The sequence below is a fragment of the Flavisolibacter tropicus genome, assembly GCF_001644645.1.
Lineage (GTDB): Bacteria > Bacteroidota > Bacteroidia > Chitinophagales > Chitinophagaceae > Flavisolibacter > Flavisolibacter tropicus.
Map to the genome: position 1 here is coordinate 5,394,071 of NZ_CP011390.1, position 24,482 is coordinate 5,418,552.

The following is a 24,482-nucleotide window of genomic DNA, read 5'->3' on the forward strand; positions in this document are numbered from 1 at the left end:
GCAAGGGCCAGGCGGCATACTTGCGCCAGTGTCGGGGTTACCTGCTTAGAAAACTGGATGAAAGAAAGTCCAGAAGAACACAAGCAGTTATTTCCAGACTTAACAGCTACTAACTTCATTTTTGATAACGTAAGTCAAAAACTAACATTCTATCAGTACGATCAAAAGACGTTTATTTTAAGAACACACTACAATTTATTTACTGATAAACCAAAGGATAGGAATAAACCTGTAGGGTGGTATGCCTTAGATGTAAATCAGGATGGAGAAGTGGTTGATGATTGGCTTCACTTTGATTAAAACGTTTGCTAACACAGGTTTCCCCGAAATACAGGAAACGAAGCATAGGCTCAGCTAACCAATTCTATTTATCTTCATATTAAACCTGAGGCTACAGAAGCACAGACTGCCTGTACTTCGTAAAGCCCTTCACGTTAGCAGCAACCTTGAGCAATCCATATAAACATGAGAGAGCATAACAAACGGTGGTTAATGAGTGTTATGAAAACATCGGGCAGCAAAAGAGAGCGTGTCCATAATGGGAGTTATGCTGACGAACGCCATTTGCAAAAAACAAAAGATTATGACGACTTGCCATCTCATGAGAGCATTAAGACCACTCAGAAATTTGGAAATGGAAAAATCAATTATGGACTACTTGTCCGATTCCTGCGCAATCAAGTAGGCAACGATTGGGACCAGGTATACTCTGAAATTATTTCCAGAATACCAACTAAGCTATTAGACTACAAAGAAATGGTCTTTTGGTTTGTAGCAGATAATGTAGATATTATTGATGGTCGACCTTGGAACAAGAAAACTCAACAATTTATTTGGACAGGCGAGTCATTTGGGCCCGTTCACCATACAGAAATAAAGCAAGCACCTGAGTTCCGGGAATTTTATGTAGATCCCCAAACGAATAAACTGGTTCATATCGAGCAGAAGGCTTTCAAAAGAATTTGCAAAAGAGATTAAGTATGAAAAGGGCAGCTGCTAACCCTTAGCTATTCGTAGTGTTCTACAAATTATAAACTGCGGACAGCGTGAACTATAATTTAATCTTTTACTACGAATAGCAAGGGCTATTTGAACCCCATTATACAAGCTGCATTAATAGTATATTTTGGCGCTGCGTTAAATAAGCACGGCAGGTAACATCGGCTTGTCAATATGCTGGCTGACGACCAATCATCGTACTTTTTTTCTCTAATCAACTTTATCTAACTTGCCAAGGCAGACGGAATTCTACTGTCAGTACATCGGAAGGCCCTGTTCCGTCATGCTAAAGTACCCTTACGGTTTCACCACCAAAACACTAAAACCATGGTAAGGATTGCTTTATTTGGCCTTTTAATTGGCTCTTCAATTCTTAATAGCTGCAACAACGCTGACAATACGAAATCAACAGCAGAAAGTGAAAGAAAGAATACAGACACACTTGCGTATTTTAACCTGCGTCCGGCATTGGAAAAGGAGTATGGCTATACGCATGCTGTAAAAATTGGAGACGATCTTAAAATTTCCGGAGCAGTTAGCATGAATGAATCAGGAGTCATTGTTGCGCCGGGCGACATGGAACAACAGATGAAAAATTGCTACAGCGATTTAGAAACGATCTTACAACATTATGGATACACGTTTGACGATGTCGTGGTGGAAAATATCTACACAACTAATATGGCCGATTTTATAAAGGTTTCTGGCTTTCGTAACACTATTTATAAAAAGCAATTTCCGACAGGTACCTGGCTTGAAGTTAAAGGATTGGCAGTATCGGGGCAGCTGATTGAGATTGATATGGAGGCCCACAAGACGAAATAGTAATCATCGGTCCCCCTTGTGTCTCCTCTTTCTAGTAAATGCTAAGGCGAGGGACACGGTGGCCTGGCGAAATAATTAGACCTATATTTGACCCATTACAACGTACAAATAAGTCTGTGCTTTAAGCTTTGTTAATGGATACCAGACCTTTTGAAATCATTGCTTTTTTATGCATTGTCCTGTTGTGTTGGAGAGTATATATTGCTATCCGATTGGATAGAATGCGAACAGGTGGAAAAGTGTTTTTTACTAAATTCCTTTTTGGTATATATGCACTTGAAGCGTTGCTACCTATACTAAGAAATGGTGATAGTAAAGAAGAACATCAACTCATAAAAACAGCTAACAGATTAGTCATTCTATTTTATGTATTAGCTGTGGGCTTCTTTATTGCTGTAAAGTATACAGTCTAAGCAGGGCTTCACCGACAGGTTTATGGCTTGGCGAGCCCCGCTAATACTTGAGTATCCAATTAATTAATGGAAATGTTCAAACTGTTTGAATGCTTTCACAGGCTAGCTTCCCGCAAACGGTGTCCCAAAGATGCCCACGGCCAATTCTGCCCAAACAAGTAAAAACGCTATTACTATTGCAACACAGATGGCTATGCGATAATCCAGCTTTCTAACCTTCCTGATTACAAACTCACACGCCAGGCCAGTGCCAAGCAGCAACACGCCCATAATAAGAAAGTCGCCTAGCTTCCAATCCACTTCTGTGGTAAACTGCATAGCTATGAAGGGTATAAGTAATAAAAGAACTACAGAGAGTAGAATGCCAATCAGTCTTTTGTTTTGTGTAATCATAAGTGATTTGTTTAAGTATAATTTGTTAGGATAGTTTGGTTGTTAGAAATTCGTTAGCATACGATTAATCTTATCAAGCCTTTCATATTGCTCTTTGTATTTCTTCTACTTGTCCAGTTTCTGCCCTTATGGTGCTTTAATTCACTTTGCAGTTCAAAGTAAACGAAAGTACTTTGTATTTCAAAGTAATTGTGGGGAAATTTATCTAAATCTTTATCTAGAGGCCCCTAATAGGGGGAAGCAGCAATCTTGAGGCTGAGGTTTTGTATACTACTTTAGAATAATTTACGGTCTCGGCAGGAGCTTATTGGCCTAGCCATATTACTAGATCTAAAAGAAAAGCTGACAGCAACTTAGTACCTAGCTCTAGCATCCTATCTGCTTCAATCTCTTAAGGGCAATTACCACCCACTGCATGTCCAGGTACTATAATATCCTTGGGTAGCATACAAGCTCGTACCACTATCTTGTTTAGTCGCTATTGCTTTTGGCTTGACTACCTCTTTCTGTAATTGTCCCTGCTCACTCACCTGCCAGGACGATAAGCGGCCAGTAGTAAGCTTTTTGCTTTTGCGTTTGGGTTTAGGTGGAGTATAAGCTGGTAGTGAAACCAATTTGGGTGCATTATCTGTTTCTACAGTCATCGTAGGGATAGTCTGTTCAACAGTTGGCTTCACCTTTCCAAACTCCTGCAACAGTAAGGCCTTGATCTTTTCCTCCGTCATGCCTTTGCGCAACATCCGTACGGCCTTACCTGTTAGCTTGCCAAACAGCCCATGTTTGCGCACTGTCTTGGGCAGGGTGTAGTACCACTTGCGCACCATTTTAGAAGCCTCCTTGAACTCCCGCTTGCGCAGGCACAGCAGTGGGTAGTGTTCGTCCTGGCTCATGCGTTTTTTGGTACCAGTGGTGGGTTCGCCTTTTAGGCGCATGTAGTACCTGCCGTTCATCTGGTAAAACACCATATCGTCAATGGTGCCGGTAATAAAGAGTGGTCCTGCCTGTCGTGCCATAGGGTTGTTTTTTTAAGTTTAATACTAAACTATTTAGTAAAAATAACCCTTCCTTTTTATCCTTACAAGCCGCAGCCTCTTTAGTTATACACATGTAAATTGCCTTGAATGTCACACGCCGGCCCCCTCGAAGAGCAGCCCTCTTGCGCGCTCCATCCGGATGCCGGCTGTAACGCCTCTTGCTTTTGGCAGGCGTAATTTATTTCAGCAGCTGCTCTCCCTCTCCAATCAGCCATCAGCCATCCTTACATCAGCCATATTCCCGCAAATCCTTAAATCTCCCCCAATCCCGGTTCAGACATCCTCCACCTTACGTCATACGTCCTTCATAGTAACGTCTAGGAAACGTCCTATAAGTCAGTAGGGAACGTGTAGGTTCACCCGTACCTCACCCGTACATCAGCCCTTCCACAGCCCTTCCTTGGCCTGTACCACGCCACCTGGCAACCGGTAAGAGTTCATTAGAGATAATAAAGAAAATGGAATAAATAGAGTCGAAATAACTCTTGTAGAGAAGACGCTAAAGATACAAAAACTATAGCTCAACACCGTAAGCCATAATCGCTTTTGCAGGCATATTATTAATAGTTATGCTAATAAGTTACTATCGAAAAAAACGTACATACAAATTATGTAATAGTACCAACAAGGGCATCCTGTAGAAAACCGCAAGCTTATGCACAAGTTTACACTTTCTATTCCTACGCCTTGCCACGAAAATTGGGATCAAATGACACCGGTTGAAAAGGGACGGTTTTGTGCCTCTTGCCAGAAGACAGTGATTGACTTTACTAATATGACCGATCAGCAACTGGCTGCCTATTTTAAAAAGCCAACAGGGAGTGTTTGTGGACGTTTTGTAAAAGACCAACTTGAGCGGAATATCACAGTACCAACTAAACGTATTCCTTGGCTGCGCTACTTCTTTCAGTTTACATTGCCAGCTTTTCTGTTTTCTCTGAAAGCAACTGGGCAGAAAGTGGAACGTGTTGAAAAGATTAGCATTGTTCATAGTAAAACTGATTCACCCATTAATAAACTCAGTCAGGAGGTTACACGAGATAAGCTGCAATACGATACAGTGAGAAATGATATGGCATTAACGTCAGCGTTACAGGGTATTGCAGGAGGAGTAATGGTTATACATAATCCGAAAAGAACTAAAAAAGCAATTCCATTAATCAGTAATGCAAAACAAGATACAGCCTTTAATCAATTTAGTGTATATCCTAATCCTGCACGATCAAATGGTACAGTTACTATCGATTGCAAAAAGTTGGCAAGAGGAGCGTACTCTATGCAAATCGTAGCCATCGAGGGAAGACCGGTATATACAAAGCAGCTGGAGCTGGAACAAAAGGGAGGATTGCTACGTACCGAATTACCTGCACTTACACCTGGCCAATATGTTATCACCCTCACGAGTATTGATTCTAAGAAAGTATTTACCGAAAAGATTCAAGTATTATAAATCTATACGAACCGTATGGAAATTTTTGGTGTGTGCATCTTATAAGAAACCGCTTGTTTATGAAGAAATTCAACCTTACTATACCCAAGCCTTGCCATGAAAACTGGGACCAGATGACGCCAGAAGATAAGGGCCGCTTTTGTGGTTCTTGTCAGAAAACGGTAGTTGATTTTACGAATATGAGTGACCGTGAGTTAGCCGCTTTCTTTAAGAAATCAGTTGGTTCAGTATGTGGCCGGTTTCACCAGGATCAATTGAATCGCGAGATCACTGTTCCAAAGAAGCGCATCCCCTGGCTGCGTTACTTCTTCCATATTGCCTGGCCAGCGTTTATTGTGATGTTGAAGTCGTGTGGGCCTAAAGACCGCGTGGTGGGAGATGTAGTTCCAGATATTTCATTATCTAATGGCGGTGCAAAAGAAAATCTAACTACGATTGTGACGATGGGCATGCCGCTTTCAGTACCAGAAGAAAATATCCCACCTCCACCTGTTGCTGGTAAAGTAGTGGCCTCAGAAGAGTTTTGCGCATTTAGTGGAATTACCGGTGATGTTGTTTTTGCACCAATTGATTCTGTGGAAGGAATTGACACTACTGCATATGTGTTGTATGAAGATTGTTTTGGAATAGGTGTTGAAATAGATTCTGCTGTTGTAGCAGATACCACTATAAGCAATTATGATCAAGATGGCATTGATACGATTATTTCTGTTGCACCGATTAAAACTGATAAGGAACCGGCAGCCCATTTGGTAACGGATACAAATGAATCTGAAGTTCATTCAGTAATCGCCTACCCCAATCCTTCACGCGCTGGTAGTATCTTGAATCTAAAGTTTGCAGAGAAGGAATTTACACCAGTATCTATACAATTACTGACATCTGGCGGCCAACGGGTGGTACATAAAATGTTGGGGAAGTCTGACTATTCAATGCCTTGTACACTTCAATTGCCCTCCAATCTAACCAGTGGTATTTATTTTATTCAGGTACTGTATGCAAATGGTTCTAAAGACAAAGCAACAGTGATGGTGAGTCAGTAGAGAACGTATTTAGTTGACAGTTGGTAGTTGGCAGTTGAGAGGCTCTATTTCTGACTGTCAACTATCGACTGCCAGTTATCATTTGCGTGGTTCTGCTTACTTATTGGTAAAAGCCGGATGATAATTCTCTAATGTCTTGCGTAGATATTCACGATCCAGGTGTGTGTAGATCTCTGTAGTAGTAATGCTTTCATGTCCCAGCATTTCCTGCACCGCACGCAAGTCGGCGCCACCTTCTACCAGGTGCGTAGCAAAGGAATGGCGGAAGGTGTGGGGTGAGATGGTTTTCTTCAATTCGGCTTTTGCTGCCAGGTCTTTAATGATCAGGAAGATCATTACTCGCGTTAGCCGGCTTCCTCTGCGGTTGAGGAAAAGTATATCTTCTTCACCCGACTTTGGTTTTATAGTATTGCGGATATGCTCCCGGTAAATGCCAATGTATTTGATGGCATCGCTACCAATAGGCACCAGCCGCTCTTTGTTGCCTTTACCAATTACACGGATAAAGCCTACATCTAAAAACAACTGTGATATTTTTAAGTTAACGACCTCGCTTACACGAAGTCCGCAGCTATACAGTGTTTCCAAAATAGCCTTATTACGTCCGCCTTCAGGAGTGCTTAGATCAACTTGTGAAATGAGCAGTTCAATCTCTTCAAAGGAAAGTGTATCGGGTAGGTGGCGTACCAGCTTAGGTGCTTCCAATAAAGTGCTGGGGTCTTTCTTGGAAATATCTTCCAGTAAACAGAATTTATAAAACGTGCGGATACCTGAAATGATACGGGCTTGTGAGCTTTGCGTCATACCCAGCTCTGCAATCCATTTAATGAATTTCTGTAAATCAGCAAGGGTTACCTGGTCGGGTGTTTTTGCCAACTGCTGGTCTTCTAAAAAAGTAGTCAGCTTCTCTATGTCGTTCAAATAGGCCTCAATAGAATTATTGGCCAGCGAACGCTCCAGCTGCAGATAAGCTTTAAATCCTTTTTTATAGGGCAACCACATTTAATTGCAGATTTGAGATTTCAGATTTGGCTACAAGCTGCACGCTGCACGCTGCACGCTGCACGCAAAGAGTGACCGAATGATAGGACATCCTTTCACGTCTCACGTTTCACGGCTTAAAGCGTGCAGCGTGCAGCTTGCAGCTTTCAAAAGTACATCCATTCTTCAACGAAATGCCTATCTTAGGGAGAGAAGCATTCCCTATGTCGAATTATCTTAAGAAGTTCAACCTGAGTGTGATCCAGAGCCGTTCCCGCCTGCGTCGTTTCTTAACTAAGCTGGAGAAGCAACCACCTAAGACATTAGACCTGATAGCGGAAGAAGTGGATAAGGAGGTATGGGCAGAAACCAATTGCCTGGCCTGTTCTAACTGCTGCCGTAATATGACACCTACTTATACCTTCCAGGACATAAAGCGGATAGCCACCCATTTTAGAATGAGCATTAGTGACTTTAAAGCCAAGTGGCTGTACAAGAACAAGCAAGGCGAGTGGATGAATGTCAGCCAACCCTGCCAGTTCCTGGACCTAAAGACCAATATGTGTTCTATCTATGCCATCCGGCCACAAGACTGTGCCGACTTCCCCCACCTAACGAAAAAGAAGATGGTGGATTATATGCATGTGCACAAACAAAATGTACAGTATTGTCCGGCTACGTTTAAGATGGTAGAGAAGATGATGGAAAGGGTAGGAATACTTAGGTGAAAATTCCAAAGGAGAAAAAACAAATACCAAAATCCAAATGCCATCCTTCAGGTCTTAAATTCGAAAAACGAAATGCGAAAAGGCTATTCAAGGAGACTGTTTTACCCTACGTTATTATTCTTGTTTTCTTCACTTGTAGTTGGGCAGTCTTATGGGCAAACATCACTTCAGAAAAAGCAGGCTCAAACAATTATTTCCCATTTAAAAAGCGGTGATGGCAATTATGAATACCGGGTAGGGGCCAGGGATACACTAATGGATTTAAATGGAGACGGTTATAAAGACCTCTTAATTGAGTACTATGCCGACTCTGGAACAGGCCTGAAAAATAGGGTTACTGTTTATTTATACGACAACATAAAGAAAAAGTTTAAGCCATGCGAACAGTTAAGCTCCTTAGCTAATCCTACTTTTTACTTTGACAAAAAAATAGTTGTAGGATACTATGTAGGAAATGGTGGCGGTGATGCTACCAAACTAAAATGGAAGGGGCACCGGTTAGACACCTTAGAACATATTGATATTGACATTACCATCCCTGACAAAGTGGCCATTTACACGTTAACCTCAACCAACTACCAAACTAAAAAGACGTCGGTTAAAACCTTGCAAGTTATGGCCCTACCTAAAGAGTACAACTATTGGTCTTATCAGCCACTAATCAAGTTAGAAACCCCTTAACGTGATCTTAAATAAGGACAGTAGATATTCCATATCTTGGAAAGAGTCTCCTTTTCTTGATGTATCACCCTAAGATATGGAATATCTGGTCGTTGCTTCTTCAAACCTCAAATTCCAAATTTCAAATCTTTTCTACAGATACACATCCTCAATCAAGAAATAATCCGGCTTTTGATTCCGGTATTGATTAATAGCTAAGATATCGTACTGCACATGGCGGTAATGGGGATGTTGGTGCAGGAATTCATTGGCGGCATTAAGCAGGTACTGGAACTTCTTTTTAGTAACGGCTTCCTCGGGGTGGCCATAGATTTTAGAGGATCGCATCTTCACTTCTATAAAATGCAGCTTATCTTCTTTCAGGGCAATGATATCAATCTCGTAGTGGGAAAAGCGCCAGTTGCGGTGCAGTAAGGTATAGCCTCTTTCACTAAAATAAGCATCTGCCAGATCTTCTCCCGTTTTACCAAGGGTATTGTGTAACGCCATGCGTTATCTTTAGCCCCAATTTAAATCAATCCAAATTAACCGTGCAACGAATCTTTAAGCTGGAAGGAAAAGTGCAGCAATATGCCTGGGGTGGTTATGACTACCTGCCACAACTATTAAATCAGGAAAATAACGAAGCGAAACCCTTTGCTGAATACTGGCTGGGGGCGCATCCCAATCATCCGAGCAAGGTGCTTGTTAGTACGCCTACTGAGGCGGTGGGTGTTACAACTGAAAACCTGGATGCCTTTATACAACAGGATGCTACTAATGTACTAGGTGTGCCAGTTGAAGAGCGTTTCCATGCATTGCCCTATTTATTAAAAGTGCTGGATGTGCGCCAGATGCTTTCCATACAAGTACATCCTTCGAAAGTAGAAGCCGAAAAAGGATTTCTGCTGGAGAACGAGGCTGATATACCTGTTACCGCCTCTAACCGCAATTATAAAGACGATAATCATAAACCGGAGCTGATGGTAGCCTTGGGCTCCTTTTGGCTGCTACATGGGTTTAAACCGGAGGCAGAATTAAAACAAGTCATTGATCGTACGCCCGAATTGCAGTCGCTGGCGCCTGTATTTGAAAAAGAGGGATATAAAGGGCTTTATGAAAAAGTAATGACCCTGCCCCAAGTAGAAGTAAATGCCCGGCTGGAGCCTTTGGCCAAGCGGGTAGTACCGTTGTACGAAGCCGGAAAACTGGCTAAGTCGTCTGAAGATTTTTGGGCAGCAAGAGCTATCCAATCGTTTTGCAAAGACGGCCAGTACGACCGCGGAATTTTTTCCGTTTATTTTTTTAACCTGCTGAACCTGCAAAAAGGGGAGGGGATCTTTCAACCCGCCGGTATGCCACATGCTTACCTGGAGGGACAAAACGTAGAGATCATGGCCAATTCAGATAATGTATTAAGAGCAGGACTGACCGATAAATACATAGATGTGCCTGAACTATTGAAGCATACTGAATTTGTTGGTACTGTTCCGCAGATCATAAAAGCTTCAGGATCAGAAACCTTTTACGAGGCGCCGGTTCCGGAGTTTGGCATTTACCAGTACGAGGTGGAAGCCGGGTATTTAAAAACGCTATTGACTGACAGTGCTGAAATCTTCCTATGCCTGGAAGGGGAAGTGAGTTTGACAGCTGCGGGGGCTTCTCTATCCATTCGTAAAGGGGAGGCTGCATTTGTTTGTGCGCAGACAGAAGTGGAACTGCAGTCTGGTGCTGGCGGAAAGGTTTACCGGGCTACTGCAGGATGTGTATAACCCTGTAGAAAATTTGCCGTGTACATAAGCTTTCTTCCATTATTTTTGTCGCTGTTTAAAAGAACATACATGAAATTTAATAAATCGCTCTGGGTTGCTATTGGCTTGTTGATCATTGTAGGATCTGTATCACGTTTGTTTGGCTTTGCGCCACAGATTGCTATGGCCATTTTTGGTGGAGCTATGATAAAGGATAAAAAGTTGGCTTTTGTAGTGCCAATGATCTCTATGCTGCTTTCTGATGTATTGATGGAAGTATTGTTTGTTAATGGCTATTTCCCTTACAGCGGTTTTTATTCAGGTCAGGTTACCAACTATGTATTGTTGGCTTCTTTAACCTTGTTTGGTTTTATGGTGAAAAGCTGGAATGTAGCACGTATTGCTACAGCTGCAGTAGCTGCACCTACTACCTACTTCCTGATCAGCAATTTTATTGTTTGGGCAAACGGTGGTGGCTATAGCCGTCCTAAAAACTTTGGTGGTTTGATGATGTGCTATACAGACGCATTGCCTTTTTACCGTAGCTATTTAATTAGCACATTAGTATTCTCTGTTATTTTCTTTGGAGGCTACTACTTAGTACAACGTTTTGTATTGAATCGAAATACACAAATCGCTTAAAACAGAAGCCCCGCAAAATGCGGGGCTTTTTTATTTCCCGTTGTGAGCGCTTCGCGCTAAATTGTTTCACGCAGAAACGCGGAGAGCGCGGAGATGAGGGTTTCGCACAGAGGAAAGGAGAAAAAGAGTTTCACGCAAAGGCGCAAAGATTAAAAGACGCTAAGAAGTGGCGGGATATAAAAGAAAAGCACTCCTACATCGGAGTGCTTTTTTATTTGAGCTTTTCTTATTCTTTAAGTTACTTTCTCGGCGTCTCTGCGCCTCTGCGTGAAATCCTTGTTCATTATTCTCTTCCCTGTCAACTGCCAACCATCATCTGTCATCTTCTCTTCTCCCTAATCCCTAAATCTCCCCAAATCCCGGTTCAGACAATTTCAGCGTCGTAAACCAGTAGTTGCTATGCTGAACAGGGTTAGATGTGGTAACTTTTAATGGATGATTAAACAAAGGGCAGTTTTTGACCAGTGTATGATACTCGCCATTCTCGCCACAAGCATCTACACCTAATGCTTCCAGTTCTGCAATCATATCTGTTGTTAATGTTCTGCCTAAGAAGGAAGGACCCATTACTTCGTTGCAGCTAACAATAATGGTTTCCAGTCCCCATTGCAGCATTTCCAATACCAATTCTTTCCGGTTGCGGTGCCAGATAGGAAGAACGGCTGTTAAGCCGGCATTATTACAGACTTTCTCTTCCCACTCTTTGTGCGCATCCAGGTCAATATCGCCAAAGATGGCGTGAGTAAGTGCATGCTGCTGCTTTAGTTGTGAAAGCGCATTGGTAAAATGCTGTTCATACTCCTGCCAGGAGGCGGCGATCATGTGAATAGGCAAGCCCATGGCCGCTGCCTGTGCCTGCAGAATAGAAGAGGGGATGCCGTGTGAACGGGAGATCTGGCCTGCTTCATTTAATACATTCAATAATACTTTTGGCTGCAGGCCTTGCTGCATGGCCTGGTGTGCAGCAAAACAGCTGTCTTTACCACCACTCCATGATACTAATGCGGTTTGCATATTTATAAGGATTTCATTTCAGCTTCATACACATCGTCTACCGCCAGGTTCTTACCATCGGCAGCAGCCGTTGCCAGTTCATCGCAGCGATTATTATACGGATTATCGGCATGGCCTTTTACCCATACAAATTGGATGTTGTGTTCTTTGGCCAGGTGATGGTATTGCAGCCAGAGGTCTTTATTCTTTTTGCCGCCAGCAAAGTTGGTGGCGATCCATTTCTTCAGCCACCCTTCTTTAATGGCTTTTACAATGTATTGGCTATCGGAATAAATGGTAATGTTCAGTCCTGGCTTTTTCAAGGCTTTCAGACCTTCAATCACCGCCAATAGCTCCATGCGGTTGTTAGTGGTCATGCGAAAACCACCAGAAAGCTCCATGCGTTTGTTCTGATACATGAGAATGGTTCCAAACCCACCACGGCCTGGGTTACCGCGGGCCGCCCCGTCTGTATACATAATAATAGATGCACTCATAAATAGGGTGCAAAACTATTGGAATTTGGAATTTGAAATTTGATATTTGGAATTTGAGATTAGGTCTTAAACTCTTCCCTTCGTATTTCGATATTTACTTTTCGGATTTTCCAATATAAGACTGCTAAATGACTACAAAAGTTTGCAAGCTCAGACACCGGTCTCAGACAGTTTGCAAACTTTTGAAGTTGATATCTGATATCAATTTCAACTTGATAGAATGACTACTTGCACATTCAAATCTCAAATTTCAAACTTCAAATCTCAAATCCCCTCATACTTGGAACACTCCCACTTTCAGGTCTGGTATCTCAGGGTTTTGATTAGCTGCGTGTAAGCCTTCAGAGATCACCTTTCTTGTATCTATAGGATCAATAATGGCATCTACCCAAAGGTGAGATGCTGCATAGTACGGCGTGGTTTGTTTTTCGTACTTGCTCTTGATCTTATTCAACAAGTTGCTTTCATCTTCAGGCGATACTTCTTTGCCCTTCGACTTCATGGCGGCTACCTGTATTTGCAATAAGGTCTTGGCGGCTTGTTCGCCACCCATTACAGCGATCTTAGCAGTAGGCCATGCATAAATAAAGCGCGGGTCATAGGCCTTGCCACACATGGCATAGTTGCCCGCACCATAAGAGTTGCCTATTACAATGGTGATCTTGGGAACAACCGAGTTGGCCACAGCATTTACCAGTTTAGCACCATCTTTAATAATACCAGCGTGTTCACTACGGCTACCTACCATAAAGCCGGTAACGTCTTGCAGAAACACTAACGGTATTTTCTTTTGATTACAGTTTAAGATAAAGCGGGCGGCTTTGTCGGCGCTATCGTTGTAGATCACGCCACCCATTTGCATTTCACCTTTCTTATTCTTTACGATCTTGCGTTGGTTGGCCACTATACCTACGGCCCAACCATCTATACGCGCATAGCCGCAAACGATAGTCTTGCCATAATCCTTTTTAAACTCATCGAACTCGGAGTTGTCAACCAGGCGCTCGATCAACTCCACCATGTCGTATGGCTTGCCACTATCTGAAACAATGGTATATAGATCTTCTGAAGCTTTAGCTGGTGCTTTGGGTTCTGCACGATCAAAGCCTGCCTTTTCTTTATGGCCTAGTTTATCAATGATCTTCTTTACCTGGTCCAGGCATTCTTCTTCTGTATTGAACTTATAATCGGCAATGCCTGATATTTCGGTGTGTGTTACGGCACCACCTAAGGTTTCAATATCGATGTCTTCACCCACAGCTGCTTTTACCAGGTAGGGGCCAGCCAGGAAAATAGAGCCAGCGCCTTCTACCATCAAGGTTTCATCGCTCATGATAGGTAGGTAGGCGCCACCAGCCACACAGGCACCCATAACCGCAGCAATCTGTGTGATGCCTTGCGCGCTCATACGGGCATTGTTATAAAAGATGCGTCCAAAATGTTCTTTGTCGGGGAAGATCTCATCCTGCATGGGCAGAAATACACCAGCGCTATCTACCAGGTAGATAATAGGCAAATGGTTCTGCATGGCAATCTCCTGCAAGCGTAAATTCTTCTTTCCTGTAATGGGAAACCAGGCACCTGCTTTTACGGTTTGATCATTGGCTACAATCACACACTGACGGCCACTCACATAGCCTGTACCTGCTACCGTTCCCCCAGCCGGACAGCCACCTTGTTCTTCATACATTTCCCAACCAGCAAAGGCGCCGATCTCAACAAACGGCGTGTTTTTATCAATGAGGTAATCAATACGCTCACGGGCAGTAAGCTTGCCTTTTTCTTTTTGCTTGGCAATGGCTTTCTTGCCACCACCTTCATATATTTTGTGGAGATAAGTATTTGTCTTTTCAACAAGGGCTTTTAAACCAGTGCTTTGAACCTGTGTTTCCATAATATGCCATTAAGGGCAAACAAATATAGGAGGAAGGAGGATGCGCGCCATCAACCCAAAAAATCTAATGTTTAACAGCGCAAAATGCCGCATCTTCCTTATTTTTAAAAAATGTTTGCGAGCGAAACCCTTACACCCTTAGCGCAACATGTAAAGAAGCAGACAAATGCAGAACACATGGCACTGGAAGACCTGATAGTGCCACAGATTCAGTCGGTACAGTCTGTTAATGATTATGCGCAGTTATTGTCTCTCTTTTATGGCTATAATAAGCCGGTAGAACAAGCCATTCATGCCATCATAGATGCTTCTGTATTGCCCGATATTGCTAAGCGGCATAAAGCCCATTTATTAGTAGATGATCTGAAAGCTTTAGGCTTTTCTCAAACTCCTAAACTTTGTGATAATATTCCATCCATACAATCTTTAGAAGAAGCTTTTGGCGCACTTTATGTGTTAGAGGGCTCCACCTTGGGGGGCAAGAGTATAACCCAATTGCTGTTGAAGACCAGGCTGGATCTACAACCCAGCCACTTGCGTTTTTTCAATGCATATGGAAAAGAAACAGGCCCTATGTGGATGGCATTTCTTTCTCAATTGAACACCTTTACCTCTGAGGCGCAACAAGCAATGATCATTGACGCCGCCAGGGAAACCTTTATAAAATTCAAGCAGTGGATACTACAAGTACGTCAGTCGTAATAAAAAGAAACGAAGCCGAGGTTTGTGGCCGTGTACCCTTACACCAAACCAACCAGATACAACCACACGGAGCGGTGCTGGTGGTAAAGACAGTTGATTGTACCATTCTGCAAGCCAGCGAAAATATTGAGACGTTTTTAGGAGCGCCCGCTACAAATGTGGTGGATACTCTTTTGTCCAATTATATTCCTGCCAATCAGTTTACTGCCTTACAAGTGCGGTTAAAGAGTGCTGCTATCGATAAAGTTCCCTTGGTGTTGACCAGTAACGGTGCTGACATATTAGCCCTGTTGCAAACGCAGGAACCTTATTTTATTATGGAACTAGAGCGATTGGATAAAGGCGTTGCACAGGACTCTTTTGTGGATATTTACCAGGAAGTGAAGTATGTTATGGCAGAGCTGGAGGGGGTAAAAACAACAGATGATACGTGTAAGATTGTAGCCCGTGAATTAAAGCGGATTTCTGGCTTTGATAAGATCATGATCTATCGCTTTGATGAAGAATGGAATGGGGAAGTGATAGCAGAGGAAAAAGAAGAGGGGATGGAGGCCTACCTTGGATTGAAATTTCCAGCCTCCGACGTACCTAAGCAGGCGCGTGAACTTTATCGTAAAACGCCCTATCGCTTAATTCCAAATGTAAATTACCAGCCAGAGAAGCTATACCCGGTTATTAATCCGCTGACACAAGGATTTACCGACTTAACCAATTGTAACCTGCGTAGTGTGGCTGCGGTGCATTTAGAATACTTGCGAAATATGAAGGTGTCAGCATCCATGTCTACCCGGATATTGAAAGATGGACAGCTATGGGGCTTGATTGCTTGTCACCATCGGGAGCCAAAATATTTGTCGTACCAGGTTTGTTCTTTATTTGAGATGCTATCATCTGTTGTAACCAATAAGATAATGGCTGTTCAATACCGCGATGCTTATCATTATAAGACCGATCTGCAATTCCGGTTAAGCAAGATCATGGAAGCCGTATATCGTAAAAATGACCTTATAGGCGGACTAATAGACCAGCAAAAAGAGTTGTTAGATCTTCTTGGTGCAGATGGATTGGTTATTAATACAAGCAAGCAAACTGAGTCTTTTGGTACTACACCCGACCGCATGGAAGTTGAGGAGCTGGTATATTGGTTACAAAGTCAATCCATAAACAAGCTCTATCACCAGTCCAGGCTTACGGGCGTATTTGAAAATGCAAGTGCTTATGCCAAAACTTGCAGTGGTTTATTGGCCTTGCCCATACAAGCAGAAAAAGGGTTTTATATACTGGTTTTTCGTTCAGAGGCTGTGCAAAAGATCAATTGGGGCGGCAATCCCAACGAGGCTGTTCAGTTTGAAAAGGACAAAAAGAACTATCACCCACGCAATTCCTTTAAGCTCTGGCAGGAAACCGTATTTAATAAAGCTAATCCATGGAGTGAGGAGCAGTTGCTGATTGCAGAACAATTGCGGAATTTTGTCGTTGAATATCTGCTAAACACTGTTTAACAATTGTAAAAAGGAGAATTTACTAATTTCGACTATATACCCTTAATCCTGTAGTAAATTATGAAGCCAGTCACAACTGACCATGAACCACCCTATATTGTAGCTATTGGAGCGTCGGCGGGTGGGTTAGAAGCAATTCATGACTTCTTCGACAATATGCCGGTTAATGGTAACCTGGCCTTTGTTATCATACAACATCTATCACCCGATTATAAAAGCTTATTGGTAGAGCTTGTATCTAAGCATACCAATATGAAGGTATTAGAGGCGCAGCACGATGCAGCGGTTGAAACACATTGTGTATACGTAATACCTAACAATAAGCTGCTCACCATTGAAAACGGACGCTTGCAACTTAGCCAAAAGGTTATAGATAAAGCGCCGAATACAGCCATTGATACTTTTTTTAAGTCGTTAGCCAGGGACCAGGGTTCAAAAGCTATTGCTGTTATTTTATCTGGAACGGGAAGTGATGGCACAAAAGGTGCGCATGCCATACAGGAAAACGGAGGATTAGTTATTGTGCAAGATCCTATTAGTGCCAAGTTTGATGGTATGCCTAACAACGCCATTGCTGCTGGCTATGCCGATTATATTCTTTCGCCTGAATTAATACCAGAAGAAATCTTTGCCTATACCAATGAGCAACCGGTAAGAAGCGGTATAAATGGTAAGCCTGACGAAAAAGCGTTGCCAGAAGTATTAGGGCTTATAGAATCACACTGTGGTCACGACTTCCATAATTATAAAGCTCCCACCATCTTACGTCGTATCAGCAAGCGTATGGGGCAATTAGGAAAAAAGAATTTTTCAGAGTACCTCGAACTATTACGTGAATCGCCTGAAGAATGCAAGATATTGGGAAAGGAATTTCTGATTGGCGTAACAAAGTTCTTCCGGGATCAGGCTGCTTTTGACATACTAAAAGAAGAAGTATTACCCATTGTTTTTAAATCGAAACAAGAGGACGATGTATTGAAAGTTTGGGCAACTGCCTGCAGCACGGGGCAGGAGGCATATAGTATTGCTATATTATTGAATGAATATATCAGCCGCCACAACAAGGAGGTTGATATAAAGATCTTTGCTACCGATATTGATGCCGATGCTGTTGAATTCGCTTCAAAAGGTGTTTACCCGATGGCCGCAGCCAGTGAAATGGATCCGATGCTGGTGAAAAAGTATTTTACATTGCACAGTGGACAATTAACGGTTATTCCCCAGTTGCGTAAGCAAATTGTCTTTGCGCGCCACAATATTTTAAAAGATCCGCCTTTTATCAAAAACGATATAGTTACCTGCCGTAATATGCTGATCTATATGAATCAGCTGTTGCAGCGAAAAGTGCTTTCTACTTTGGAGTTTGCACTAAATGCTGGTGGATACCTGTTCTTAGGGCCAAGTGAAATTCCTTCAGTGATCAAAAACAACCTGGATGAAGTAAATGGAAAGTGGAAAGTATTCAGAAAAATAAAGGACGTGAGCCCTTACCAGGGTGAGCGGTTTACCAGTGGGTATACGGTGCGGAGTACAAGAGAGAGCAAGTTAGACTTTGGAGAAAAGAGTCGCCCAAAAGCAAACGTGCTGGCCGAGGACTTGCAATCCATATTAACTGACCAGTTTGGCTTTGCTGCTATTTATATAGATGATAATTATGAGATCAAAGATGCGGTAGGTGATTTTCGCCGTTATTTATCACTCCCGGATCGCATTGCCACTTTGAATATCTTGAAGATGGTTAATTCAGATCTGTCGGTTGCTTTGAATACGGCTATACGCAAGGCAAAAAAAGAAAATCAGCAAGTTACCTTACAGCATGTTCGTATTCGGGAAGAGAACACAGAGACGTTTGTCAACCTGTTTGTTAAGCCTGCTAAAAGCGAGCCTTATATAACGATTGTATTTGGTGAAAGCCATGAAATGACGTTTAATAAACCAGCACCAGCTTTTGATCCGCATCAATCGGAGTCTGTTTCTTATATCAATGACCTGGAGGAAGAACTAAAAGAAGCAAAGCTGAATTTGCAAATGGCTGTAGAGAGTCTGGAAACGACAAACGAGGAGTTGCAAAGTTCAAATGAAGAGCTTCTTTCGGCCAATGAAGAACTGCAAAGCTCAAACGAGGAGTTGCAATCACTAAATGAGGAATTACATACGTTAAATACGGAACATCAGTTACGTATAAAAGAACTGATAGAGCTGAATGATGACCTCAATAATTATTTCCGTAGCACAGAGATCGGGCAGGTATTTGTAGATAAGGACATGCGTATCCGCAAGTTCAATCCTGCGGCAGTTCAGTTAGTGAACCTGATTGAATCAGATATTGGGCGACCAATTGAGCATATTTCTACCAATATCAAACAGGAAAATCTGAATGAAGAAATAAAAAAAGTGATTCAAACGAGTGATATCATCGAAAAAGAGGTGCGCCTCGGTAATCAGCGCATTTGCCTCATGCGTATTCTGCCCTATGTTCGGCAGGATAACGTAACCGATGGAGCGGTAATCTCTTTCTTTGATATTACCAACTTTAATGAACTGAATAGCATTATCAAAGGTGTGTTTAATGCCTCTATTAATTCTATCATGGCATTGAAAAGCATTCGGAATGCGAAGAATGCCGTGGCGGATTTTGAGTGGTTAGCAGTAAATAATGCCACTGCCCAATTATTATGTTTGGAGGATAATTCCTATATAGGACAGTCTGTAAAGAAAACCTGTCCTCAGTTATTACGAAACGGTTTTTTTGAAAAATGCGTTGATGTAGTAGAGGCAGATCAGCCAATGCATATAGAAATGTTGCTTGAAGTAAATGGGGAGGATGAGTGGTTTGAAGTGGCGGCTACTAAAATGATGGATGGTTTAGTGATCACCTTAAATAACATCAATGAGAAAAAGCTGGCCGAACAAAAGATCCGTAAGGGTTATAGTGACCTGCTCATTGCCCGGGAAAATTTAAAGCAGCTAAATGTAAGTCTGGAATCAAAAGTGGCTGAGCGTACACAGGAACTAAGTGTCAGCGAAGAACGTTTCCGGCTGATAGCCCGAACAACAAGTGATGTAGTTTGGGATTGGAACCTGGTAAACAGCCAGATCTGGTGGAGTGATAGTAAAGCAAGAGTTTTTGGCTATGATAATATAGATAATGTTACCGCTGCCAGCTTCTGGCTGAATAACATTCATCCTGATGATAAAGGCAGGGTAGAAAAAAGCTTTAATGATGCTATCAATAAAGGTGCTTCTGAGTGGGAGGAGCAATACCGCTTTAAAAAAAGGGATGGCAGTTTTGCCGTGGTTTACAATAAAGGTGCTGTAATTACTGATGAAGCAGGTATGCCTTACCGCATGGTGGGTGCTATGACCGATGTAACGCATGTGGAAAGAGCTGAATTAACGCTGAAGCAAAAGAATGAAGAGCTGCAAGCGTTGATCGAAGAATTCAAGTTTGTAACCGACTTCATGCCGCAAATGGTATGGGCTACACAGCCAGACGGTTATCATGATTTCTATAACAAGGGCTGGTATGACTACACGGGTTTAGATTATGAAACGACTAAAGACAAAGGCTGGTCGCTGGTATTACATCCGGATGATTATGAGCGGACATGGGAAATATGGAAGCACTCATTAGAAACGGGTGAAGTCTATGAAACGGAGTACCGCCTGCGTCGTTATGATGGTGTATACCGTTGGTTCCTGGCCAGGGCATTGCCCTGGCGTGATGAAAATGGAACCATTGTCAAATGGTTTGGTACCTGTACTGATATTCACGACCAGAAAGAAATGGCTGACGTGCTGGAACAGAAAGTAAAAGAGCGTACACAAGAACTGCAAAAAACGAATGCCGCGTTGGAAGTAACCAATGCCGAGTTGTTCCAATTTGCCTCAGTAGCCTCTCATGATCTGAAAGAGCCTTTGCGCAAGATCCATATGTTTAGTACCCTTATTAAGGACCGGTACTTAAAAGACATTAATGAGGGGGCTAGCGATTATATGGAAAGAATCATTAGTTCTTCGGCCCGTATGACCAAGTTGATCAACGACTTACTTTCTTACTCCCGGTTATCCATCAAAAGCTTGTTTGAACCAACCGATTTAAATGCTATCGTCAACGAAGTAGTAGCTGATCTGGAGCTATCCATTCATGAAAAACAAGCCGTTATAGAAGTAGGTCCTTTGCCCGTAATAGATGCGGTACCAGGACAAATACGCCAGGTCTTTCAAAATATAATCAGCAATGCCTTAAAGTTTTCAAAGGAAGACGGACAGCCACATATTCGTATCAAAGCAGAGGTAGCCGCTGGTAAAAGCCTGGACCCTGATATAAAAAGCAAGGAGGAGTATTGCCAATTAACGGTACAAGACAATGGAATTGGCTTTGATGAACAGCATGCAGATAAAATATTTACCATCTTCCAACGGCTGCATGGTAGGGAGAAATATGAGGGTACGGGCATTGGATTAGCCATCACTAAAAAGATCGTTGAACGACACAACGGTTTGGTACATGCTAAAAGTAAGCCCGGCGAAGGAAGCACTTTTACATTTGTTCTTCCCTTAAAGCAGAAGGCTGTAACAACTACTTCTGAAAGCATATCTAACTAACACATTTTCAAAACATAGTAAGCAGGCATCATTATCTTTTGGTGCCTGTTTTTATTACCGGTAGGACTTGGTTTTTGTCTTTGTAATGGTTCAATTCTTGCATGGTTTCCAGCAGTGAAATTGAAACTCAGCTATATGCAGTCCCGGTTTTGGAGAACAATCTTTCCCCTATATAAATACTTACTGGTTGTTCTTGCCTTTTCTTATTCCCTTCCTGTGAAAGCACAATATTTTGGAAGGAACAAAGTCAACTATAGAAGATTTGAATTCCAGGTTTTGCAATCTCCACATTTTGAGATCTATCACTACTTGAATAATGTTGCCAGCCGCAATCGCATAGCACAAGCAAGTGAGCAATGGTATCGTATACACCAAACCATTTTCAAGGATAGTTTTGAGTTGCGTAATCCCTTGTTAATTTATAATACACATGCAGAATTTCAGCAAACGCGGGCTATAGAAGGACAGATTGGTGTGGCCACCGGTGGTGTAACTGAAGCATTAAAGAACAGGGTGGTAATGCCCTTTATGGAGTCAAACGCACAAACTGATCATGTTCTGGGTCATGAACTGGTACACGCCTTTCAATATCATTTGATACAGGATACGTTAACCTTAAATGCAGTAAATAATATTCCGCTCTGGATGGTAGAGGGCCTGGCAGAATACATGTCAACCGGGCCAATAGATGCGCACACAGCAATTTGGTTGCGCAATGGCGTGGCTACAAATAAACTGCCAACACTTAAAGATCTTACCAACAGGCCTGATGAATACTTTCCCTATCGTTGGGGGCAAGCCTTTTGGACCTATACAACGGGCGTATATGGTGATAGCATCATTCGACGGTTGTTTATTCAAACAGCAAAGTCTGGTTATGAGCAGGCTATTAAAAACCTGTTTAAGATTGATGAAAAGGAATTCTCTAAACGATGGAAAACAGCTATAACAAATGCTTATGCTCCTTTGCTGGCAAATACACAGGCGCCTCCTGGTAATGAATTGATACAAAAGAAAAATGCAGGAGAGCTGAATATTGTCCCTGCCTTAAGTCCAGACGGAAAGCGCATTGCTTTCTGGACAGAGAAAAGTCTGTTTAATATCGACTTGTTTGTTGCCGATGCGGAAACGGGCAAAAATCTAAAACGAATTACCACCAATACATTTGGGTCGCATATCGACGAATACAGTTCCTATGAATCTTCTGTAGCCTGGTCGCCGGATAGCCGACAGATAGCTTTTGTAGCCTTTGCTAAAGGACGCAATAGTTTGGTCATTGCCGATGTGAGCTCCGGAAAAATGGTCAGGGAAATATTTGTGCCTGGTGTATCAGCTATCAGCAACCCAACCTGGTCGCCGGATGGAAATACAATTGTAATGACTGGACTGGTAGAGGGGCAAGGTGACTTGTATGCCTATGATTTAAAGGCAAGCAAGGTGCGTCAACTCACAAAGGATAGCTACTCAGATATGCAGCCATCTTATTCTCCGGATGGTAAGTGGATTGTATTTGCTACTGATGCGCAAAGTATAGGAGATAAATACCTGCAACACCGTTTTTGGCACAACCTGGCCTTGCTCAATGTACAAACTGGTGCAGTTACTAATCTTGACATCTTTAATGGCGCCAATAATTTAAACCCCATATTTGGTGCAGATAACAATATCATTTACTTCTTGTCGGACAGAGATGGCTTTCGCAATATGTATTCGTACAACCTAGCCACACACCAGCTACTACAGCGTACCAATTTGTTTACCGGTATTACAGGGATTACTATGTTTTCGCCGGCTATCAGCGCTGCACGCCAGGTAGACCGCATTACTTATAACCACTATACGGGTGATAATTATAACATCTTTTCGGTGCATAGCAGCGACCTGATAAGAATAGAAGTAAACGCAGGAGATGTAGATTCAACGGCTGCCACCTTGCCTCCCTTTAATCGCGTAGGAACAGATATCGTTAAGAACAATATAGAAAATACGCCCTTTGGATTGGTGGATGTAAGATCGTTAGACCAAGTGCCTTTCAAACCCAAGTTTCAATTGGATTATGTAGGTAGTACGGGAGTGGGCGTAACTACCGGTCGATTTGGTGGTGGCTTGGCGGGTGGTGTTAATGGAATCTTTAGCGATATACTGGGTAATAACCAGCTCTATGGGGCTATTTCCTTAAACGGTGAAATATATGATGTGGCTGCCCAGTTTGCTTATCTGAATAGAACCAGCCGTATTCAATGGGGTATAAGTATTTCACATATTCCATATTTATCGGGTGGTCAAACGGTATTCCTGGATACGATCACCAACCATAGCAACGATACTGTATCTGTATATAATTATGCCTTGGATCTATTGCGGACGTTTGAAGACCAGGTACTGGCATTTGCCATACATCCCTTTTCACAAACTAGCCGACTGGAAGTAGGGGCGTCATTTGCGCGTTATTATTACCGCCTGGATCGCTATAGCGATTTTTATGATGCTGCCACTGGCGCCTATGTAGGAAACGATAAAGAGCGCCTGGAAACGCCTAGCGGTTTCAACTTAGCCCAAGGCTATTTTGCTTTTGTAGGTGATAATGCCAATTTTGGAGTTGCTGCTCCATTAACGGGCCATCGGTTTCGCGTTGAAGTAGCTCAATACCTGGGAGAAGTTACACAAAGCAACCTTACCGCCGATTATCGCCGTTATTTTCGGTTAGCCCCAATTACATTGGCAACCCGCAATATGTATATAGGTCGCTTTGGCAGGGATGCTGCCAGTGGCATTATACCTCCATTGTACTTAGGTTATGCCAATTTAATACATGGCTATAATGCACTTGACTTTACGGATCAAAATGCCAATGTAAACAAACAGCCCCTATCTATAAATGATTTGATCGGAAGCCAGCTATATGTGGCCAATGCCGAACTGCGTTTGCCATTTACAGGTCCTGAACGCTTGGCCCGGATCAAGTCGCGCTTTTTCTTGTCAGATCTGAACCTCTTTACGGATGGGGGCGTGGCCTGGGGAAATTATGAAGGATTTTATAATTCTACAGGCGGACGCGACTTTGCCGATTCCAAGATCATTTTAAGTAGCGGCGTTTCCTTGCGTGTCAATGTTTTGGGCTATTTGGTGTTAGAACCCTTTTTTGCTATACCCTGGCAGAATGGTGGATTTAAGAACGGAAACTTTGGACTGAACCTATTACCGGGCTGGTAAGGTTTTTATATACTAGTTAGAACCTGTTTTTAGATTTATATAGAGGAGTGCCACGGTTATAGGCGGTGTGTACAGGATTTTAAAACTCGAGGTAACCGTGGCACTCCTCCAAAAAGGAGGTATGGTAAACAGAAACTAAAATCTTACACTGGCT

At 42.5% G+C, this 24,482-nt stretch carries 21 protein-coding genes; 14 read left to right on the forward strand and 7 right to left on the reverse strand.

The features are described from left to right. Nucleotides 1-57 precede the first annotated feature (57 nt). The 4 genes from SY85_RS22940 (at nt 58) to SY85_RS22955 (ending at nt 2,237) form a co-directional block, all read left to right on the forward strand. On the forward strand, nt 58-300 hold the full coding sequence (locus tag SY85_RS22940) for a hypothetical protein (protein ID WP_066408192.1): 243 nt from the start codon (nt 58-60) through the stop codon (nt 298-300). A gap of 192 nt (nt 301-492) precedes the next feature. After that, nucleotides 493-978, forward strand: a complete 486-nt coding sequence (locus tag SY85_RS22945; RefSeq protein WP_066408194.1) for a hypothetical protein — start codon at nt 493-495, stop codon at nt 976-978. Between the two features lie 348 nt (nt 979-1,326). After that, entirely contained in the window at nt 1,327-1,824 is a 498-nt protein-coding gene (locus tag SY85_RS22950; protein ID WP_066408197.1) for a RidA family protein, read from the forward strand. A 134-nt stretch (nt 1,825-1,958) separates the two neighbouring features. Beyond that, nucleotides 1,959-2,237, forward strand: coding sequence for a hypothetical protein (locus tag SY85_RS22955; protein WP_066408200.1), 279 nt, complete (start codon nt 1,959-1,961; stop codon nt 2,235-2,237). A gap of 102 nt (nt 2,238-2,339) precedes the next feature. On the opposite strand, the gene SY85_RS22960 is transcribed toward SY85_RS22955, so the two are convergent. Together SY85_RS22960 and SY85_RS22965 are read right to left on the reverse strand one after the other, a co-directional pair. Further along, complete coding sequence (locus tag SY85_RS22960; RefSeq protein WP_066408202.1) at nt 2,340-2,630, reverse strand: hypothetical protein; 291 nt, start codon at nt 2,628-2,630, stop codon at nt 2,340-2,342. Nucleotides 2,631-3,031: 401 nt separating this feature from the next. Then, the gene (locus SY85_RS22965; protein ID WP_066408206.1) at nt 3,032-3,643 is read right to left on the reverse strand and encodes a hypothetical protein; all 612 of its coding nucleotides are present in this window, start codon (nt 3,641-3,643) and stop codon (nt 3,032-3,034) included. A gap of 676 nt (nt 3,644-4,319) precedes the next feature. Here SY85_RS22965 and SY85_RS22970 point away from each other — a divergent pair. Next, entirely contained in the window at nt 4,320-5,114 is a 795-nt protein-coding gene (locus SY85_RS22970) for a T9SS type A sorting domain-containing protein (RefSeq protein WP_066408208.1), read from the forward strand. A 59-nt stretch (nt 5,115-5,173) separates the two neighbouring features. Further along, nucleotides 5,174-6,157: a T9SS type A sorting domain-containing protein gene (locus SY85_RS22975; protein ID WP_066408211.1), complete on the forward strand. Its 984-nt coding sequence runs from the start codon at nt 5,174-5,176 to the stop codon at nt 6,155-6,157. A gap of 96 nt (nt 6,158-6,253) precedes the next feature. Here SY85_RS22975 and xerD read toward each other — a convergent pair whose 3' ends face one another. Then, on the reverse strand, nt 6,254-7,159 hold the full coding sequence (xerD, locus tag SY85_RS22980) for a site-specific tyrosine recombinase XerD (protein WP_066408214.1): 906 nt from the start codon (nt 7,157-7,159) through the stop codon (nt 6,254-6,256). Between the two features lie 203 nt (nt 7,160-7,362). On the opposite strand from xerD, the gene SY85_RS22985 reads away from it, so the two are divergent. Both SY85_RS22985 and SY85_RS22990 read left to right on the forward strand, forming a co-directional pair. After that, the gene (locus tag SY85_RS22985) at nt 7,363-7,866 is read left to right on the forward strand and encodes a YkgJ family cysteine cluster protein (protein ID WP_066410088.1); all 504 of its coding nucleotides are present in this window, start codon (nt 7,363-7,365) and stop codon (nt 7,864-7,866) included. A gap of 72 nt (nt 7,867-7,938) precedes the next feature. Next, nucleotides 7,939-8,547 (forward strand): XAC2610-related protein, encoded by a 609-nt coding sequence (locus tag SY85_RS22990; protein ID WP_066408216.1) that lies wholly within the window; start codon nt 7,939-7,941, stop codon nt 8,545-8,547. 132 nt (nt 8,548-8,679) lie between these two features. Here SY85_RS22990 and SY85_RS22995 read toward each other — a convergent pair whose 3' ends face one another. Then, entirely contained in the window at nt 8,680-9,036 is a 357-nt protein-coding gene (locus tag SY85_RS22995) for a YraN family protein (RefSeq protein WP_066408218.1), read from the reverse strand. 41 nt (nt 9,037-9,077) lie between these two features. Between SY85_RS22995 and manA the strand changes: the two genes are divergently transcribed. Together manA and SY85_RS23005 are read left to right on the forward strand one after the other, a co-directional pair. Further along, nucleotides 9,078-10,298 (forward strand): mannose-6-phosphate isomerase, class I, encoded by a 1,221-nt coding sequence (manA, locus tag SY85_RS23000; protein ID WP_066408220.1) that lies wholly within the window; start codon nt 9,078-9,080, stop codon nt 10,296-10,298. A 69-nt stretch (nt 10,299-10,367) separates the two neighbouring features. Then, nucleotides 10,368-10,919 carry a DUF6580 family putative transport protein gene (locus SY85_RS23005; protein ID WP_066408222.1) on the forward strand — a complete coding sequence of 184 codons (552 nt, stop codon included), beginning with the start codon at nt 10,368-10,370 and terminating at the stop codon, nt 10,917-10,919. Nucleotides 10,920-11,261: 342 nt separating this feature from the next. On the opposite strand, the gene SY85_RS23010 is transcribed toward SY85_RS23005, so the two are convergent. From SY85_RS23010 to SY85_RS23020, 3 genes are all read right to left on the reverse strand, one after another. Next, nucleotides 11,262-11,933: a Dph6-related ATP pyrophosphatase gene (locus SY85_RS23010; RefSeq protein ID WP_066408223.1), complete on the reverse strand. Its 672-nt coding sequence runs from the start codon at nt 11,931-11,933 to the stop codon at nt 11,262-11,264. Nucleotides 11,934-11,935: 2 nt separating this feature from the next. Continuing rightward, complete coding sequence (gene rnhA / locus SY85_RS23015) at nt 11,936-12,409, reverse strand: ribonuclease HI (RefSeq protein WP_066408225.1); 474 nt, start codon at nt 12,407-12,409, stop codon at nt 11,936-11,938. 274 nt (nt 12,410-12,683) lie between these two features. Beyond that, entirely contained in the window at nt 12,684-14,303 is a 1,620-nt protein-coding gene (locus SY85_RS23020) for an acyl-CoA carboxylase subunit beta (protein WP_066408226.1), read from the reverse strand. 111 nt (nt 14,304-14,414) lie between these two features. Here SY85_RS23020 and SY85_RS23025 point away from each other — a divergent pair, with 111 nt between their 5' ends. The 4 genes from SY85_RS23025 (at nt 14,415) to SY85_RS23040 (ending at nt 24,328) form a co-directional block, all read left to right on the forward strand. Further along, nucleotides 14,415-15,005 carry a biliverdin-producing heme oxygenase gene (locus SY85_RS23025; protein ID WP_066408229.1) on the forward strand — a complete coding sequence of 197 codons (591 nt, stop codon included), beginning with the start codon at nt 14,415-14,417 and terminating at the stop codon, nt 15,003-15,005. After that, complete coding sequence (locus SY85_RS23030; protein ID WP_066408230.1) at nt 14,978-16,507, forward strand: GAF domain-containing protein; 1,530 nt, start codon at nt 14,978-14,980, stop codon at nt 16,505-16,507. The genes SY85_RS23025 and SY85_RS23030 overlap by 28 nt, the downstream gene beginning before the upstream one ends. A 60-nt stretch (nt 16,508-16,567) precedes the next feature. Continuing rightward, nucleotides 16,568-21,115 carry a chemotaxis protein CheB gene (locus SY85_RS23035; protein ID WP_066408232.1) on the forward strand — a complete coding sequence of 1,516 codons (4,548 nt, stop codon included), beginning with the start codon at nt 16,568-16,570 and terminating at the stop codon, nt 21,113-21,115. A gap of 135 nt (nt 21,116-21,250) precedes the next feature. After that, nucleotides 21,251-24,328, forward strand: coding sequence for a peptidase MA family metallohydrolase (locus SY85_RS23040; protein WP_066408234.1), 3,078 nt, complete (start codon nt 21,251-21,253; stop codon nt 24,326-24,328). Nucleotides 24,329-24,482: the final 154 nt, after the last annotated feature.